Genomic DNA, 14,642 nt, shown 5'->3' with positions numbered 1-14,642 from the left:
TCGGGCTGCTGTTGTCCAGCGGCGCGGTGTAAACCTTCTAGTTGATCTTCGAATGGTCGTCTCCGGGGTCTGAGGTGAGGGTGGCGGTCTAAATGATCTACCGCGATACACGGTCCGTCCACAAGAGCAACCACCGATCCATTTGATAGTCAGCTATCAAGTGATAGACATCTATCGATTCGCTGCGTAGCGTGGGTTCATCCAACCCGGCTGGGGAAGGCGAGACAGACGATGACCGAAACACCGGAAATCCCCCTGCACATGCGGCGGGAGCAGTTCGATCCCGTTGAGGAGTTCAACCGAATCCGGGACACCGAGGGCGTCAGTCGCGTGACGACGGCCTTCGGCATGCCCGCCTACATGGTGAGCCGGTACGAGGACGTCCGCGAGGTGCTTTCGGACTCGGCCCGGTTCAGCAACGCCGGCACACAACCGTTCGCGCGGCCGGGCGGCCCCACCCTGAGTGACGAGGAGCTCGCCGAGATGCGGGCCGGGCAGCTGCTCGCGTTCGACCCACCCGACCACACGCGGCTGCGCCGGATGCTCACCCCCGAGTTCACCGTGCGCCGGATGCGCCGGCTAGAGCCCCGGATCGTCGAGATCGTCGACGCCGCTCTCGACGATCTCGAGCGGTCCGGCAAGCCCGCCGATCTGGTGTCGGCCTTCGCTCTGCCGGTGCCGTCACTGGTGATCTGTGAGCTGCTGGGCGTGCCCTATGCCGACCGCGCGGAGTTCCAGCACCGCACCGCCCGCCTGCTCGACACCTCGTTGCCGATGGAGCAGCGGCCGGCGTTGCAACGTGAGAGCCGCGCATACATGACCGGCCTGGTCACACAGGCCCAATCGGCACCCGGCGAGGACATGCTGGGCATGCTGGTGCGCGAGCACGGCGACGATCTGAGCACCGCCGAGCTTGCCGGCATCGCCTCGCTGCTGCTGGTCGCCGGGCACGAGACGACAGCGAACATGCTCGGCCTCGGCACCCTGGCGCTGCTGCGCCATCCGGAGCAGCTGGCCATGATGCGCGACGATCCGGCACAGGTGGAACCCGCGGTTGAAGAGCTGCTGCGATGGCTGTCGATCGTGCCCGCGGGGGTGCCCCGGACCACCACGACCGAGGTGGAGATCGCCGGCCACACCATTCCCGCGGGCGAGCGCGTGGTAGTGGCGCTGCCCGGTGCCAACCGCGACCCGGCACTCGTCGACAACCCCGACCGGCTCGACATCACCCGTGGTGCGCCCGGCCACGTCGCGTTCGGCCACGGCGTGCACCATTGCCTGGGAGCGCCCTTGGCCCGGATGGAGATGCGGATCGCCTTCCCGGCGTTGCTGCGACGCTTTCCCGCACTCGCCCTGGCCGTGCCGTACGAGGCAGTCGAGTTTCGCTCCTCCCACGTCATCTATGGATTGCACACACTTCCCGTCACCTGGTGAGACGGAAATCAAGGTCGCGGCTGAGCGTGATACCTGCGTCAGGGCCGTCGCGCAGTGCCCGTATGCGGCACTGCGCGTGGTGAATGATCGAGAACGCGAGCTGGACGACGCAGCTGTTAACGTGCGTAAATGGCGATAACAGGAGGCCAGGGCTTGCGAGTAGACGCCGCGCGTAATTACGAGCGGATCATTGTCGCGGCCGGCCGGGCCTTTGAGGAAGCCGGGCCGACCGTGACCCTCGAAGAGGTCGCGCGGCGTGCCGACATCGGCGTGGCAACGCTCTACCGGCGCTTCCGCAATCGTGACCAGCTTGTGCGCGCTGTCTTTGAGCACATCCTCACCTCTGAGATCGAGCCGGTCACCGCAGTGGAGACCGACAACCCGTGGCTGGATCTCATCGGCTCGCTCGAGGCCACCGTCGACGTATTCGCCGGACGGCAGGTGATACTCGCGCTCGCCCGCGAGACGCACGCGATCGGTGTCGAGAGCTTTCACCGCTGCGCCCACTCGACGGAACGGCTGTTGCGCCGTGCCATCGACGCCGGCCTCGTACGGCCGGAGCTGCGGGCCCGCGACCTGGCCGCGGTCGTCGTCATGACCCTCGCCACGGTGCATCCCGATGATCCCGACGGCGCCGACCGCAAGCGATACCTCGCACTCCTCATCGACGGTTTGCGTCCGGCTCCGACCACCCTGCCGCCCCCATCGACGCATCACGTCCTCGACTGATGCGCCCGCGGTTCGGCGCCGCCCCAGACTCGCGGTCAGCGTCGTCCTCGTCCTGACCCCAGCTCGGCTCTATCTCCTGGGCCACACCCACGTCGTGCTGATCCGCCTGCTGGAGGCGGACATACGTCCGGACGCCGCCACCTCGCTCGCCGCGCACGATCCCGACTTCGCGGCCATGCGCCTGGGGACGATGTTCCATCGGCTTTCGGCGCCGCCCGTGCTTAAGATCGCGTACTGGGGCCAGAGGACTCGTTCCCTTGGGGCCAGAAGACACGTTCGAAGCCACCGGCCAGCACGCCACCCGGGCCATCTGTGCCCGGCCTTGGCCAGCAAGAACGGCAAGCTCAAGAACAAGCAGCCCAAACTGCCCGAACCCGTACGCCGCTTCATCCGCTCCACCATCCACCGCATCATCCACGGTCCAGAAAGTCCCAGGTAGAACGCGGGATCACTGCCTGTTTCGCGGCTCGCCACAGCTAGATGAGCCCCGACCCTGAAGGCCGGTCATGGCTGTTCCATCGTTGCGCGGCGATCGCTCCGCCGTCGATCAGGAGGTCGTTGCCGGTGATGAAGGAGGAGTCCGGGCTGGTCAGGAAGGCCACTGCGGCGGCGATGTCGTCTGGGGTGCCGGTGCGGCGGGCGCCGGACAGGTCGATCATCGACTGGATGTAGGCGCCCACGGGACCTTGGAGTTCTTGCGCGCCCATCGGGGTGGAGATCAGGCCGGGGCTGATGGTGTTCAGTCGTGCGCCTCGGCGTCCCCAGGCGTGGGCGGCGGCTTGGACACGCAGCTGGTTGCCGCGCTTGGCGGTGATGTAGGCCATTTCGGGAGGGTCTTGAGGGTTGAGTTCCTTGTGCTGGAGGAGCTGGTCGGTGGGTGCGGTCGCGAGGTGCCGTTCCAGATCCGCGGTCGGCGTTGCGAGGTGGCCGGCCATACTGGCGATGCAGACCAGGCAGGTGCCAGGGGTGGCGACGGTGTGGAAGGCATCGATGACGTGGGCGGTGCCGAGCAGGTCCACGTCGTAGATCTGCTGGCTGGTCGCGCTGACGGGCGAGACACCGGCGGTGTGGATCACGGCGTCGATACGGCCCGCGGCCCCGGCCGCGCGGGCCAGTTTCTCGACCGCGTCCCGGTCGGAGACGTCCACCGCATGGCCTTCGACCAGGTGCCCCTCATCGCGAAGGACACTCACGGCTGCTTGCAAGGCGGTGCCGGAGTGGTCGGCGAGCAGCAGCCGCCGGCCGGCGGTGAGACGGCGCGCGATGGCCAGGCCCATGCCGCCGGCGCCGATGACGACAACAACGTTCTGTGGTCTTTCCAGCTCACTCATGAGGGCTTCCGATGTGGTCAGTGCCATGGGCGCTGGGTTCCGGGGTGCGGGTCACCGGGCGGTGAGGCGCACGGGGAGCCGCTGGTGGCGGCGGATCATGAGGCTGTTGACCCAGCAGGGCGGGTGGTCGGGGTCGAGGGTGATGTCGCTGGTGTGTTCCAGGAGCACGGTCAGGACGGTGTGTGCTTCGACCCGTGCCAGGGGTGCGCCGACACAGTGGTGGATGCCGCGCCCGAACGACAGGTGCAGGCGTGGCACCTGTCGGGTGAGGTCGATGTCGTCCGGCCGCGGGAACTCGGCGGGGTCGCGGTTGGCGGCGCCCCACAGCAGCAGGACCGTCGAGCCGGCCGGGATGTCGGCTCCGCCGAGGGTGGTGTCGTGCGGCACCGAGCGCATGAAGTGCCGGAACGGGGGTTCGAGGCGGAGCGCCTCTTCGACGAACGTGGCGACCTGGTCGGGTTTTCGCGTAGCTGCCGTTGCAGGCCGGGGTGTTCTGCCAGCAGGCGGACGGCGTTGCCGAGCAGGCTGATGGTCGACTCGCCGCCGGCGCTGAGCAGGGTGTGCAGGATGACGGTGGCCTCGAAGGTGCCGAACACCTGCTCGTTGACACCGCGGGCGACCGCGCCGAGCAGGTCCTCGCCCGGCTGCCGCATCGCCTGGGTGAGCTGCCCGGTCAGCCAGGTCTGGATCTGCCCGGTGCGGCCGATGCGCTCCAGGAGCTCGGCGTGGGACAGGGTCGATCCGAGCATCGCGGTGGAGTCGAACGCGGCGTTCAGGAGCCGGCCGGTGTCGGCGTCGGGGAAGCCGATGAGACGGCTGATCATGGTGATCGGCACGATGTTGGCGATCTCGGTCATGAACTCGACGGCCGGGCGCTCCAGGGCCTGGGTCACGAGGGTGTGAGCGAGGCCGGCGATGCCGGGTTCGAGGGCGGCCATGCGCTTGGCGACCAGTTCGGGGAAGACGGTCTTGCGGTGCAGGGCGTGCAACGGCGGGTCGGCGGTGGCGAGCGTCTGAACACCGACATCACCGAAGGCCAAAGTGGCCGGGAGCCCTGCGTCGTCTCGGTAGAGCAGGCACTTCATGTTGGAGGAGAAGTCCTCGACCCGGGTCGCCGCCTCGGTCACCAGCTCATAGGTGCTGACCGTGAACACCCCGGTACCGGGAACCTGCCACACCGGTGCCTGGGTGCGCAGCCGCTGGTAGAACGGATACGGATCATCGATCACGTCCGGGTCGAGCAACAGCTCACGGTCGGACCTCCCTGGCCCGAGCCGCGGCGCCGCGACAGACGTGCCGTAGCGGCGCCACGCCACCTCACGGCGAGGCTCCGGCTGTGGACCCTTCGGCGCACGGATGCCGACCCTGTGCCATCACGAACGATGGGCTTCCGTCTTCCCGAATCATCGAATATCGTCGATTGACGATGGATGAGAAGCAGGGGCCGCTGCCGCGCGCGGAGGCCGAGGAGTACGCCAGCTGGTTCAAAGCCCTGGCCGACGCCACCCGGATCCAGATCGTGTCGCTGCTGGCGCGACGGCGGGCGCCGATGAGCGTGGGCGAGATCGTGACCGCCTCCGGCGTGGGTCAGTCCACCGTCTCCCACCACCTGAAGATCCTGGCCGATGTGCGGTTCGTGCTGGTCGAGAAGCGGGGCACCTCCAGCCTGTACCGGATCAACGAGAGCTGCGTGAGCTGCTTTCCCACCGCCGCGGACGTGGTGATGGGCAACCCCGTGCCGGCCGCGCCGGTCTGCGACTGAGGAGATCTCATGGCCCACGACGAGATCGTCGACCACTACTCCGCCCTGGCCCGCACCGCGCTCACCGGGCAGCGCATCACCGACTGCGACCCCGCGGCCTTCGCAGACGGTGGCTTCGGCCCGACCGGATACGACGACACCGCGGCGCTTCCCGACGGGGCAGTTCGGGCCAGCCTGGGGTGTGGAAACCCGGTCGCCGTCGCCGAGTTGCGCGCCGGTGAGACGGTACTCGACCTCGGCTCCGGTGGCGGCATCGACGTGCTGCTGTCAGCCCGCCGCGTCGGCCCGCACGGCACCGTCTTCGGCCTGGACGCCAGCCCGGCGATGGTGGAGCTGGCCCGGCGCAACGCCGAGCAGGCGGGCGTGTCCAACGTGCGGTTCCTGCGCGGCACGATCGAGGAGATCCCGCTGCCCGGCCACGCGGTCGACGTGGTCATCTCCAACTGCGTGATCAACCTGTCGGATGACAAGGCGGCGGTGCTGGTCGAGGCGTTCAGGGTGCTGCGGCCCGGTGGCCGGTTCGGTGTCAGTGACGTCGTCACCGCGCACGTCCTGGACGAGCAGGCGCGGCAGCGGGCCGAGCAGCGCATTGGCTGCGCGGCCGGGTCGCTCGCCGTGCAGGAGTACCGGGACCTGCTGGCCGCGGCCGGCTTTGTTAAGATCGCCATCACGTTGAGCGCCGATCACGGCGACGGGGTGCACTCGGCGATCGTCCAGGCCGTCAAGCCAGCCATCGGGCCCGGCCTGGAGATCCGGCCGATGCGCGAGAGCGACGCCGCCGAAGTGCTGGCCATCTACCAGGCCGGGTTGGACACCGGCCAGGCCAGCTTCGAGACCACCGCGCCCAGCTGGGAGGGCTTCACCGCGAGCCGGTTGCCGCATCTGCGGTATGTGGCGACCGATGGCGACTCCGGAGAGGTGCTCGGCTGGGTGGCGGCTTCGGCGGTGTCGTCCCGTCCGGTGTATGTGGGCGTGGTTGAGCACAGCATCTACGTCCACCCCGGCTGCCAGGCCCACGGCATCGGCAAGGCGCTGCTGTCGGCGTTCATCGCCGCCAGCGAGGACGCGGGCATGTGGACGATCCAGTCCGGCATCTTCCCGGAGAACGCTGTCAGCCTGTGTCTCCATCAAGCCCTCGGCTTCCGGGTGGTCGGTACGCGCGAGCGTGTGGGGCAGCACTGCGGCCGGTGGTGGGATGTCTTGTTCATCGAACGGCGGAGCACCTCCGTTCACGCCTGATGAGCCTTTGGCGTTCCGGGTCCGCCTCCTGCGGCCGTTCAAGCGTCCGTGCGCCTACGCGCCGGTCTCGCCAGGCGAGGGCGGCGAGGGTGGGGCTCATCACAGGCCCGACGGCCCGCACTGTCTGAGCGGCTGATGGCCGACCATGCGGCGGTGAGGCCCCGATATCGCTCCAGGCAGGTACGCGTGCCCCATAGGGCGGGTTCGCCTGGAAGAGATGAGCGGCTCCACGGGTACGCGCCCGAAGCACGCTTAGATGTGTGTCAATATAGATGGGAGTCGAGTTCGACATGTATCTATACCAGGAGAGCTGATGGAACTGCTGGAGATCTTGGAGTGCAGTCCGCCGCTGGCCCGTGAACCGCTGGACGCCGAGCAGGCCGCCGGTGTGGCGCGGGTGTTCAAGGCGCTGGGTGATCCGGTGCGGCTGCGCGTCCTGTCGATCGTGGCCAGCCGTGCGGGCGGGGAGGTGTGCGTGTGCGATATCACCGGCGCGTTCGAGTTGTCCCAGCCGACCATCAGCCATCACCTGAAGGTCTTGAAGGAGGTCGGGCTGCTCACCTCAGAGCGGCGTGCCTCGTGGGTGTACTACCGGCTGGTGCCCGAGACGCTCGGTGAGCTGTCGGCCCTGCTGACCGTGCCTGTCACCGCGTGAGAGAGAACGACCGCATGTCCGCTCGCCCCGTCGAGGCCGCCCCTGCCGCCCCTGCCGCTCCTGGTGTGCTCGGCGCGCTGTCGACGCTCGATCGATTCCTGCCGGTCTGGATCATCGCGGCGATGGCCGCCGGGCTGCTGCTCGGCCGGCTGGTATCGGGCCTGGACACGGCACTGGAAGCAGTGAAGATCGGTGAGATCTCGCTGCCGATCGCGCTCGGCCTGCTGCTCATGATGTATCCGGTGCTGGCCAAGGTCCGCTACGACCGTCTGGGCACGGTGACCGGGGACCGGCGCCTGCTGGTCGCGTCGCTGGTGCTGAACTGGGTCCTCGGCCCGGCCATCATGTTCGCGCTGGCGTGGCTGCTCCTGCCGGATCTGCCCGAGTATCGCACGGGACTGATCATCGTCGGGTTGGCGCGCTGCATCGCCATGGTGCTCATCTGGAACGATCTGGCCTGCGGCGACCGCGAGGCCGCCGCCGTTCTGGTCGCGCTCAACTCGATCTTCCAGGTGGTCGCGTTCGGCGCCTTGGGCTGGTTCTACCTTCAGGTGCTTCCGGGGTGGCTTGGCCTGCAGCAGGCCGCGCTGGAGGTGTCGGCCTGGGACATCGCCCAGTACGTGCTCATCTTCCTTGGCGTCCCCCTCGCCGCCGGATACCTGTCACGTCGGCTCGGTGAGCGCAGGAAGGGCCGCGAGTGGTATGAGAGCCGGTTCCTGCCCCGCATCGGCCCGCTGGCCCTGTACGGGCTGCTGTTCACCATCGTCGTCCTGTTCGCCCTGCAGGGCCACACGATCACCTCCCAGCCCGGAGACGTGGCCCGCATCGCGCTGCCGCTCCTGGTCTACTTCGCTCTCATGTGGGGCGGCTCGTTCCTGGCCGGGAAGGCGATCGGCCTGGGCTACGAGCGCTCTACCACGCTCGCTTTCACCGCCGCCGGCAACAACTTCGAACTGGCCATCGCCGTGGCGATCGGCGTCTTCGGTGTCACCTCCGGCCAGGCGCTGGCCGGGGTGGTCGGCCCGCTGATCGAGGTACCCGTCCTGGTCGCTCTGGTCTACGTCAGCCTGGCCGGCCGCCGTCTGTTCACCAACGCACCCAAGGAGCCGGCACGGTGAGACCGCTGGTGGCCTTCTTGCGCTGGGCGAGTGGACACCGGCTCGCCTGGGGTGTGATCGCCGCCGTACTGTGGACGATGATCGTCTATCTGCTCGTCCGCAACATACTGATCGCCCTGCTCTGCGGTGCCGCTTTCGGCGCCGTTTCCGCAACCTCCCTGCCTTCACCGCCACCGCCCGGCGCCTGATCATGCCGTTGAGAAAAGGGTCGTCATATGAATGAGAAGCCCAGTGTGCTGTTCGTCTGCGTGCACAACGCCGGCCGCTCCCAGATGGCCGCCGGCTGGCTCACCCAGCTGGCGGGGGACCGCATCGAGGTCCGCTCCGCCGGATCGGCGCCCGCCGAGCAGGTCAACCCGGTCGCGGTCGAGGCGATGCGCGAGGTCGGCATCGACATCACCGATCAGCAGCCCAAGATCCTCACCGTCGACGCGGTCGAGGCCTCCGACGTGGTCATCACCATGGGCTGCGGCGACGCCTGCCCGATCTTCCCCGGCAAGCGGTATGAGGACTGGAAGCTGGACGACCCCGCCGGGCAGGGCATCGAGGCGGTGCGGCCGATCCGCGAGGAGATCCGCACCCGGATCGACAGGCTGCTCGACGAGTTGCTGCCCTCGCAGTAGCTGCCTTGGGGGGAGACCACCGCCGTGGTGCCCGTACCGACGTCCCGTGCGAGTCACCCGATGGCGATCTGTGAGCCGCCATGACCGCGCCGACTCCGCCGCCCGCATCGCGGTCAGCGGCGGCGCGCGCGGCCATCATCCCGGCGGAGAAGATGGCGCGCGAGGCCATTGCCCTGTTCGCCGAGGTGATCGTTCGGCGGCAGCGGCTGCCGGGCGCCGAGCACGCCGACACTGATGGTCCGTGACCTGCTGGACGAGCTCGCGCCGCAGGCCGTTCGGGAGCGGTAACCGGTCTCCGCCGGGAGGCCGCCGCGCGGATCACGCGGCGGCCTCCCGGCAGGCATACCCGGCCTGGCGTCGTCTCCCGTCGGTGCCTTGATGAAGTATCGCGCCAAGCTCCGCGAGGAACGGGTCGCTCTCAGAGGCCAGGTCAGGCCCTCAGTGAGCGTGACAGCCCGCAGACGGTGGCCACCAGCAGGCGGGCGGCGGCGTTGAGGGTGTCCGCCTCGACACGGTCGGGTGTCTCGGCGGGGGTCTGGTAGCCGGGCATGCCCATGCCGATGCCGATCGCGGCCAGCCCGGCGGCGGCGTAGCGGCGGTTGTCGGAGGCCATCGCGCCCGCCCGCAGGGGCACGCCGGTCAGGCGGGCGGCCTGGTCCAGGGTGGCCAGCAGGGCATGGGCGGGGCCGCCCGCCTCGACGGAGGCGGCCTGGTGCAGCTGCGCCGCCCCGTCCAGGTTGATGACCAGGGTGTCGGGCGGCAGCGTGGCGGCGTGGTGGGCCGAGCCCCACGCGCCGGCCTCCTCGGCGTCCAGGAACGCCACCGCCAGCTCCAGCCCGGGATGCGGTTGCGCGGCTGACAGCACAAGGGCCGCTTCCAGGACCGCGGCTACTCCGGAGGCGTTGTCTGCGGCTGCGGGCAGCCTCTGGCCGGGGTCATCGCCGACGCCGTCGTAGTGTGCGGTCAGCAGCACCCGCACCCGGCCCTCGTCCCCGTCTCCGTCTGCGCCGGTGGGGTGCGGGAAGCGGGCGTAGACATTGCGGCCTCGGGTGGCGATCTGCCGCAGCGGCATCGAGCCGGTCACCTGGACCGGGCCGCCGTCCAGCGCTTCGGCCAGGTGCCGGTGCACCTCGGGGTGCACGGCGATGATGGGCGCCGTGCGGACGGGTGGCCCAGCGATCATTTTGGGCATCCAGCCTTCCGCGTCGGTGCCGCGCACGGTCAGCACTCCGGCAGCGGCATGTGCCTCGGCCAGCTCGCATGCTCGTGCCCAGTTCGGGGCGTCGGCCAGGATCCACCGGTCGCGCAGGCCACTCCCCGAGCCGGCCGGGGAGCCGGTCTCGGGGACCTTGACCAGGTGAGCGGAGCGCGGGTGCGGCAGTTCGGCGGAGGCCAGGTGTTCGACGAAGTCGCGGCGGTGCTCCAGGCGCCGCGTCTGCCCGACACCGGCCCATTCCAGCACGGGCGTCTCATACAGCTCGCGCACGCCCGCCACCTCGAACTCCGACGGCTGCACCTCGGCGCCCAGCGCGCCAAGTTGCTCAGCCAGCCAGGTGGCGGCGGCGCGGCCGCCGGGCGAGCCCACGCGCCGCCCGGCGTAGCGCTCGTCGGCCAGCTCGCGCACCGTGGCCTGCATGCGGGCGGCGGACACCGCTTCCACGAGGGTTGCCAGGTCCGGCCGGGCCTGGTGGGAGTGGGGTGTCGCGGTGGTCATCCGCAGCATCCAGTGGCGTTCTGGACGTCGGCCTGGGTGGTGGCCGGAGCCGGGGCTTGGCCGCAGCAACCGCGCTGGGCGGCCTGGCTGGCGGCATCCGTGCTGCCGCAGCAGGCCGTCGCCGCAGCGGTCAGCTCCGTGGCCTGCCCGGCGACGTCCGACGGCTCCCCGGCGGAGGTGGAGGGGGCGCCGCAGCAGCCTCCGGCGGCGGGCGGGGTGAAGGCCTCGTCCAGGTCGCCGAGGAAGCCGCCGCTGATCTGGTTCGTCATCGTGTTTCCCTACCGAGCAGAGCGGATGGCCCACCCCGCTTCAAAATTAGATGGATGTCTAAGCAGCTGCCACGATCTCACGCTGATTCGACGCTCGTCAAGATAGACGAGAGTCTAATTAGGGCGAGGTTGTGTCCGGGTACGCAGCGAATCGCACTACAGCTGGGCGGTGATCTCGGCGGCCAGCTGCCGGGCGGTACGGCCGGCGCCGATGAGGGTGGCCGAGGCGGGTCCGGTCCAGTCGCCGTAGCCGAGCAGGTGCAGGCGGGGCTCGCCGATGGCCTGGGTGCCGCGGGTGGGGATGGGCCCGTCCCGGCCGCGCAGGCGCAAGAGGGCCAGGTGGCTTAGGGCGGCCCGGAAGCCGGTGCACCACACGATGACGTCGCAGGCCAGCGTGCTGCCGTCGACCCAGGCAACGCCACGGGAGGTGACGCGGGCGAACATGGGCTCGGCCTTGAGCGCGCCACGGTCGCGGGCCTCCCGCACGGGCGGCACCGCGACGATGTCGCCCAGGTCGGCGATGCCTTCGGCCCGCTCGCCCGCCTGCGCGGCGCGGTGGCGGCGGGTGGCCAGGTCGAACAGGGCGCGGCCGTCGATCTCGTCCGGGAGCAGGCGGGGCGGGCGGCGGGCGACCCAGATGGTGTCGGCGACGGTGGACACCTCGGCCAGGAGCTGGGCGGCGGAGTTGCCGCCGCCGACGACGACCACCCGCTTGCCGCGCAGCGGCTCGGGGCCGCGGTAGCCGGCGGCGTGCAGGTGCTCGCCGCCGAAGTCGCCGATGCCGGGGGAGTGCGGGATGTAGGGGCGCGACCAGGTGCCGGTGGCGCTGATCACGGCCTTGGCCTGCCAGATGCCGTGGCCGGTCTCGACCAGGAGGTGGCCCTCGCCGCGCCGCACCGCACGCACCGTCACCGGGCGCAGGATCGGCAGGTCGTAGCGGCGTTCGTAGTCGGCCAGGTAAGCGACCGTGTCGGCGGCGCTCGGGTAGCCGCCGCCGGGCGGGATGGGCATCATCCGGCCGGGCAGCGAACTGTATTGGGCGGGTGAGAACAGGCGCAGCGACGGCCAGGCATGCTGCCAGGCGCCACCAGGAGCCTCCTGGCCGTCGAGGATGACGAAGTCGGCTTTCGCGCGGCGCAGGTAGTAGCCGGCCGCCAGGCCCGCCTGCCCGCCGCCGATCACCAGGACGTCGACCGGCCGGGGGGCGGCCGTCATGCGGGGAGCAACTCCAGCTCAGTGCGTCCTGCAGCAGGCTGGGGAGCGGACTCGGTGAGCGGGGTGAACAGGGCGCCGAGCCTGTTAACCGCCTCGGGGATGATGCGGTAGTAGATCCAGGTGCCGCGCCGCTCGCCGTCGATCAGTCCCGCCGTGCGCAGCACTTTGAGGTGGTGGGAGATGGTGGGCGCGGTCAGGTCGAAGGTGCCGGTCAGGTCGCAGACGCACGCCTCGCCACCGGCGTGAGAGCCGATCATGGACAGCAGGCGCAGCCGTACCGGGTCGGCGACTGCCTTGAGCATGCCGGCCAGCTCGGCGGCGGTCTCCTCGGCGAGCGGTTCGCGGGCGATCGGGGCGCAGCACTGGCCGGTTGGGACGGTCATGACAACCTCTCCTGATTCGAAGTCTGTCTAAATTATAGGCGGTGGTAGGCCACCAGCGCGAACGCGGAGATCGCGCACGCGGCGGCCACCGCGCCCATCACCCAGCTGTAGCCGGCGGCCTGGGCGAGCGCGACCGCCCCCAGCGGGGCCAGGGCTTTGTCGGCGACGGAGAAGACGGCGATGCGGCCGGCCAGCGAGGCGTAGGCGGCGGTGCCGTAGCGGCCGACGAGCAGGTGGGGCAGGGTGATGGAGGCGATGCCGAAGCCGAGCCCGAACAGCAGCACCGCGCCGATCGCGCCCGCTGCACTGCGCCCGATCAGTGGCAGCAGCAGGACGGCCACCCCTTGCAGGGCGAAGATGGCGGCGGCGATGAGGGCGGCGGGCAGCCGGGTCTGCAGACCGGTGGTGATCAGCCTTCCGGTCACCGACAGCACGCCCAGCAGCCCGGCCAACGTGGCGGCCAGCACGGGCGGGTGGCCGAGGTGGATCAGGTAGGTGATGAGCAGTACCGCCACGGTGGCGACCGCGCCGCCGTTGGCGGTGAAGGCGATCACCAGCAACCAGAACGGCCGCCGACGGGTGGCCGCTTTGACGATCCCGGCCCGCTCTTCGGCCACCGACTTCGCCGTGGCGGCGCGGCGGCGCACCACGAGGGCGTGCAGCGGGATCGCCGCCGTCCCGTAGACCACGGCCAGGATCACCAGCGCCGTGCGCCAGCCGTACCGGTCCACCAGCAGCCCGGTGAGCGGCAGGAAGATCGAGGAGGCGAACCCGGCCACGATGGTCAGCGCCAGCAGCCCGCTTGCCCGGCCCCGCTCGTTGCCGGCGTTGAGGGAGACGATGACGGCGAAGGCGGCCTCGTACAGCACCATGGAGCAGGCCACGCCGACGATCGCGAACACCGCGTACAGCTGCGGCAGGCTCTCCACTCGCGACCAGGCCAGCACTGCCACGGCGCCCACCACCGATCCGGTCGTCATCAGGGCCCGCCCGCCGCGGGCGTCCAGCCAGCGGCCGACCAGCGGCGCGCACAGGGCGGCGATCAGGATGGACAGCGTGAGTGCGGCGGCGATCTGCGCGTTGGAGGCGTGCAGGTCGGCGGACATGGGGGCCAGGAAGACGGAGAAGGCGTAGTAGAGCACGCCGTAGCCGATGGTCTGGGTGACGGCCAGCGCGGCCACCACCTGCCATCCATGGCCGGGACGCGGCCGACCGCCGCCCTCGATGCCGGGGGCGGCGGTCTCGGTGTCGGACCTCATGCCGGGCAGGCGATCAGCGTTCGGCCATCGGTCGTGGTCGTCCAGGTGCCCGCGCGGGTCTCGGTGATGAAGCCCTGGGCCTGCAACCGCCAGGCGAGCGTTCCCGCCATGCGGGCGATCGCCGGAGCGTAGCCGGGGTTGGTGCTGGGAGCGCGAGCGGCCAGCAGGTGTTCACTCAGCTGGTTGGTGGGCAGCGGCTCATGGTCGCAGATCACCTGCAGGGCTTCCTTCTGTGCCGCGGTGGGGTGTCCGTCGGACATGTTCGGCCTTTCGGGTTCGGCTGGTGGTCAGCCGCAGCAGCTGCCGCCGCTGGAGGCGGAGACGTCGGCCAGTGCGAGCGGAGTGCCGAGCAGGCCGCCGCTGATGCCGGTGGCCAGGCCGACCCGCTGTTCCTGGGCTTCGGCCAGGTTGGATGAGCACACCCCGGTCTCGGGCAGGTCCAACTGCACATCGCGGGCGGCTGCCCAGTCGCCGGCCAGGGCGGCGACGACCGAGCGGGCCTGCTCGTAGCCGGTGGCCATGAGGAAGGTGGGGGCGCGGCCGTAGCTCTTGACGCCTACGGCGTAGTAGCCGGGCTCGGGGTGGGCCAGCTCGTCGGCCCCGTGCGGCGGGACGGTGCCGCAGGAGTGCGCGTTGGGGTCGATCAGCGGTGCCAGCGCGCGGGTGGAGCCGAGGACCGCATCGAGGTCGAGGCGCAGTTCGCCGGCGATGGTGTGGTCGGGCCGGTAGCCGGTGGCGGCCACGATGCGGTCGGCGACGATGGCCTGCTCGGCGCCGGACGGGTCGCGGCTGAGCACCCGTACCTGCCGGCCGTCGCGCTCGATGGTGTGGGTGAAGAAGCCGGTCACCAGGCGGATGCGGCCGCTTTCGACGTGGGCGTGCAGGCGGGTGCCGAGCGCGCCACGGGCGGG

18 protein-coding genes and 2 pseudogenes are annotated in these 14,642 nt (G+C 70.3%); 11 read left to right on the top strand and 9 right to left on the bottom strand.

The genetic code is table 11. The features are described 5' to 3' along the window. The first annotated feature begins 261 nt into the window (after positions 1 to 261). The 3 genes from ACWD0F_RS46840 to ACWD0F_RS46830 all read left to right on the top strand — a co-directional run bounded on the left by ACWD0F_RS46840 (position 262) and on the right by ACWD0F_RS46830 (position 2,602). Positions 262 to 1,434 (top strand): cytochrome P450, encoded by a 1,173-nt coding sequence (locus tag ACWD0F_RS46840; protein ID WP_449888841.1) that lies wholly within the window; start codon positions 262 to 264, stop codon positions 1,432 to 1,434. Between the two features lie 153 nt (positions 1,435 to 1,587). Then, entirely contained in the window at positions 1,588 to 2,163 is a 576-nt protein-coding gene (locus ACWD0F_RS46835; protein ID WP_449888840.1) for a TetR/AcrR family transcriptional regulator, read from the top strand. Positions 2,164 to 2,257: 94 nt separating this feature from the next. Continuing rightward, positions 2,258 to 2,602 (top strand): hypothetical protein, encoded by a 345-nt coding sequence (locus tag ACWD0F_RS46830; RefSeq protein ID WP_449888839.1) that lies wholly within the window; start codon positions 2,258 to 2,260, stop codon positions 2,600 to 2,602. A 37-nt stretch (positions 2,603 to 2,639) separates the two neighbouring features. Here the strand turns inward: ACWD0F_RS46830 and ACWD0F_RS46825 are convergent, their stop codons facing one another. Together ACWD0F_RS46825 and ACWD0F_RS46820 are read right to left on the bottom strand one after the other, a co-directional pair. Beyond that, a complete protein-coding gene (locus tag ACWD0F_RS46825) occupies positions 2,640 to 3,494 on the bottom strand; it encodes an SDR family oxidoreductase (protein ID WP_449888837.1) in 855 nt (284 codons plus the stop codon). Positions 3,495 to 3,707: 213 nt separating this feature from the next. Then, positions 3,708 to 3,890, bottom strand: a pseudogene (locus tag ACWD0F_RS46820) (cytochrome P450); the annotation flags it as partial. Positions 3,891 to 3,970: 80 nt separating this feature from the next. On the opposite strand from ACWD0F_RS46820, the gene ACWD0F_RS46815 reads away from it, so the two are divergent. The 8 genes from ACWD0F_RS46815 (at position 3,971) to ACWD0F_RS46780 (ending at position 9,136) form a co-directional block, all read left to right on the top strand. Next, positions 3,971 to 4,918: a hypothetical protein gene (locus ACWD0F_RS46815; protein ID WP_449888835.1), complete on the top strand. Its 948-nt coding sequence runs from the start codon at positions 3,971 to 3,973 to the stop codon at positions 4,916 to 4,918. Between the two features lie 2 nt (positions 4,919 to 4,920). Further along, positions 4,921 to 5,256, top strand: coding sequence for an ArsR/SmtB family transcription factor (locus ACWD0F_RS46810; protein WP_449888833.1), 336 nt, complete (start codon positions 4,921 to 4,923; stop codon positions 5,254 to 5,256). A 9-nt stretch (positions 5,257 to 5,265) separates the two neighbouring features. Then, positions 5,266 to 6,495, top strand: coding sequence for a GNAT family N-acetyltransferase (locus ACWD0F_RS46805; protein ID WP_449888831.1), 1,230 nt, complete (start codon positions 5,266 to 5,268; stop codon positions 6,493 to 6,495). 313 nt (positions 6,496 to 6,808) lie between these two features. Then, positions 6,809 to 7,150, top strand: coding sequence for an ArsR/SmtB family transcription factor (locus tag ACWD0F_RS46800; protein ID WP_449888830.1), 342 nt, complete (start codon positions 6,809 to 6,811; stop codon positions 7,148 to 7,150). Between the two features lie 14 nt (positions 7,151 to 7,164). After that, a complete protein-coding gene (gene arsB, locus ACWD0F_RS46795) occupies positions 7,165 to 8,268 on the top strand; it encodes an ACR3 family arsenite efflux transporter (RefSeq protein WP_449888828.1) in 1,104 nt (367 codons plus the stop codon). Continuing rightward, positions 8,265 to 8,456: a hypothetical protein gene (locus ACWD0F_RS46790; protein WP_449888827.1), complete on the top strand. Its 192-nt coding sequence runs from the start codon at positions 8,265 to 8,267 to the stop codon at positions 8,454 to 8,456. The genes arsB and ACWD0F_RS46790 overlap by 4 nt, the downstream gene beginning before the upstream one ends. A gap of 27 nt (positions 8,457 to 8,483) precedes the next feature. After that, positions 8,484 to 8,891, top strand: a complete 408-nt coding sequence (locus tag ACWD0F_RS46785) for an arsenate reductase ArsC (RefSeq protein ID WP_449888826.1) — start codon at positions 8,484 to 8,486, stop codon at positions 8,889 to 8,891. An 80-nt stretch (positions 8,892 to 8,971) separates the two neighbouring features. Continuing rightward, positions 8,972 to 9,136: a hypothetical protein gene (locus ACWD0F_RS46780; protein ID WP_449888824.1), complete on the top strand. Its 165-nt coding sequence runs from the start codon at positions 8,972 to 8,974 to the stop codon at positions 9,134 to 9,136. A 185-nt stretch (positions 9,137 to 9,321) separates the two neighbouring features. Here ACWD0F_RS46780 and ACWD0F_RS46775 read toward each other — a convergent pair whose 3' ends face one another. The 7 genes and pseudogenes from ACWD0F_RS46775 to ACWD0F_RS46745 form a co-directional block, all read right to left on the bottom strand. Then, the gene (locus ACWD0F_RS46775) at positions 9,322 to 10,605 is read right to left on the bottom strand and encodes a M28 family metallopeptidase (protein WP_449888823.1); all 1,284 of its coding nucleotides are present in this window, start codon (positions 10,603 to 10,605) and stop codon (positions 9,322 to 9,324) included. After that, positions 10,602 to 10,874, bottom strand: a complete 273-nt coding sequence (locus ACWD0F_RS46770) for a hypothetical protein (protein WP_449888821.1) — start codon at positions 10,872 to 10,874, stop codon at positions 10,602 to 10,604. The genes ACWD0F_RS46775 and ACWD0F_RS46770 overlap by 4 nt, the downstream gene beginning before the upstream one ends. Before the next feature lie 156 nt (positions 10,875 to 11,030). Beyond that, positions 11,031 to 12,089, bottom strand: coding sequence for an ArsO family NAD(P)H-dependent flavin-containing monooxygenase (locus ACWD0F_RS46765; RefSeq protein ID WP_449888819.1), 1,059 nt, complete (start codon positions 12,087 to 12,089; stop codon positions 11,031 to 11,033). Beyond that, on the bottom strand, positions 12,086 to 12,472 hold the full coding sequence (locus ACWD0F_RS46760; RefSeq protein WP_449888817.1) for a metalloregulator ArsR/SmtB family transcription factor: 387 nt from the start codon (positions 12,470 to 12,472) through the stop codon (positions 12,086 to 12,088). Before ACWD0F_RS46760 ends, ACWD0F_RS46765 begins: the two co-directional genes overlap by 4 nt. A 32-nt stretch (positions 12,473 to 12,504) precedes the next feature. After that, positions 12,505 to 13,731: an MFS transporter gene (locus ACWD0F_RS46755; RefSeq protein WP_449888816.1), complete on the bottom strand. Its 1,227-nt coding sequence runs from the start codon at positions 13,729 to 13,731 to the stop codon at positions 12,505 to 12,507. Then, positions 13,728 to 13,991, bottom strand: a complete 264-nt coding sequence (locus ACWD0F_RS46750; RefSeq protein ID WP_449888814.1) for a hypothetical protein — start codon at positions 13,989 to 13,991, stop codon at positions 13,728 to 13,730. Before ACWD0F_RS46750 ends, ACWD0F_RS46755 begins: the two co-directional genes overlap by 4 nt. Before the next feature lie 27 nt (positions 13,992 to 14,018). After that, positions 14,019 to 14,642: pseudogene (locus ACWD0F_RS46745) on the bottom strand (flavoprotein); the annotation flags it as partial.

Source organism: Nonomuraea sp. NPDC002799, assembly GCF_053592075.1.
Note: the sequence above shows the minus strand (reverse complement) of the source record. Positions and strands in the feature narration are given on the sequence as shown.

Coding starts and splice junctions, on each gene's coding strand:
- ACWD0F_RS46780 (WP_449888824.1), top strand. CDS start 8,972: ATGACCGCGCCGACTCCGCCGCCCGCATCGCGGTCAGCGGCGGCGCGC.
- ACWD0F_RS46805 (WP_449888831.1), top strand. CDS start 5,266: ATGGCCCACGACGAGATCGTCGACCACTACTCCGCCCTGGCCCGCACC.
- ACWD0F_RS46765 (WP_449888819.1), bottom strand. CDS start 12,089: ATGACGGCCGCCCCCCGGCCGGTCGACGTCCTGGTGATCGGCGGCGGG.
- ACWD0F_RS46775 (WP_449888823.1), bottom strand. CDS start 10,605: ATGACCACCGCGACACCCCACTCCCACCAGGCCCGGCCGGACCTGGCA.
- ACWD0F_RS46755 (WP_449888816.1), bottom strand. CDS start 13,731: ATGAGGTCCGACACCGAGACCGCCGCCCCCGGCATCGAGGGCGGCGGT.
- ACWD0F_RS46760 (WP_449888817.1), bottom strand. CDS start 12,472: ATGACCGTCCCAACCGGCCAGTGCTGCGCCCCGATCGCCCGCGAACCG.
- arsB (WP_449888828.1), top strand. CDS start 7,165: ATGTCCGCTCGCCCCGTCGAGGCCGCCCCTGCCGCCCCTGCCGCTCCT.
- ACWD0F_RS46770 (WP_449888821.1), bottom strand. CDS start 10,874: ATGACGAACCAGATCAGCGGCGGCTTCCTCGGCGACCTGGACGAGGCC.
- ACWD0F_RS46750 (WP_449888814.1), bottom strand. CDS start 13,991: ATGTCCGACGGACACCCCACCGCGGCACAGAAGGAAGCCCTGCAGGTG.
- ACWD0F_RS46800 (WP_449888830.1), top strand. CDS start 6,809: ATGGAACTGCTGGAGATCTTGGAGTGCAGTCCGCCGCTGGCCCGTGAA.
- ACWD0F_RS46840 (WP_449888841.1), top strand. CDS start 262: ATGCGGCGGGAGCAGTTCGATCCCGTTGAGGAGTTCAACCGAATCCGG.
- ACWD0F_RS46825 (WP_449888837.1), bottom strand. CDS start 3,494: ATGAGTGAGCTGGAAAGACCACAGAACGTTGTTGTCGTCATCGGCGCC.
- ACWD0F_RS46785 (WP_449888826.1), top strand. CDS start 8,484: ATGAATGAGAAGCCCAGTGTGCTGTTCGTCTGCGTGCACAACGCCGGC.
- ACWD0F_RS46810 (WP_449888833.1), top strand. CDS start 4,921: ATGGATGAGAAGCAGGGGCCGCTGCCGCGCGCGGAGGCCGAGGAGTAC.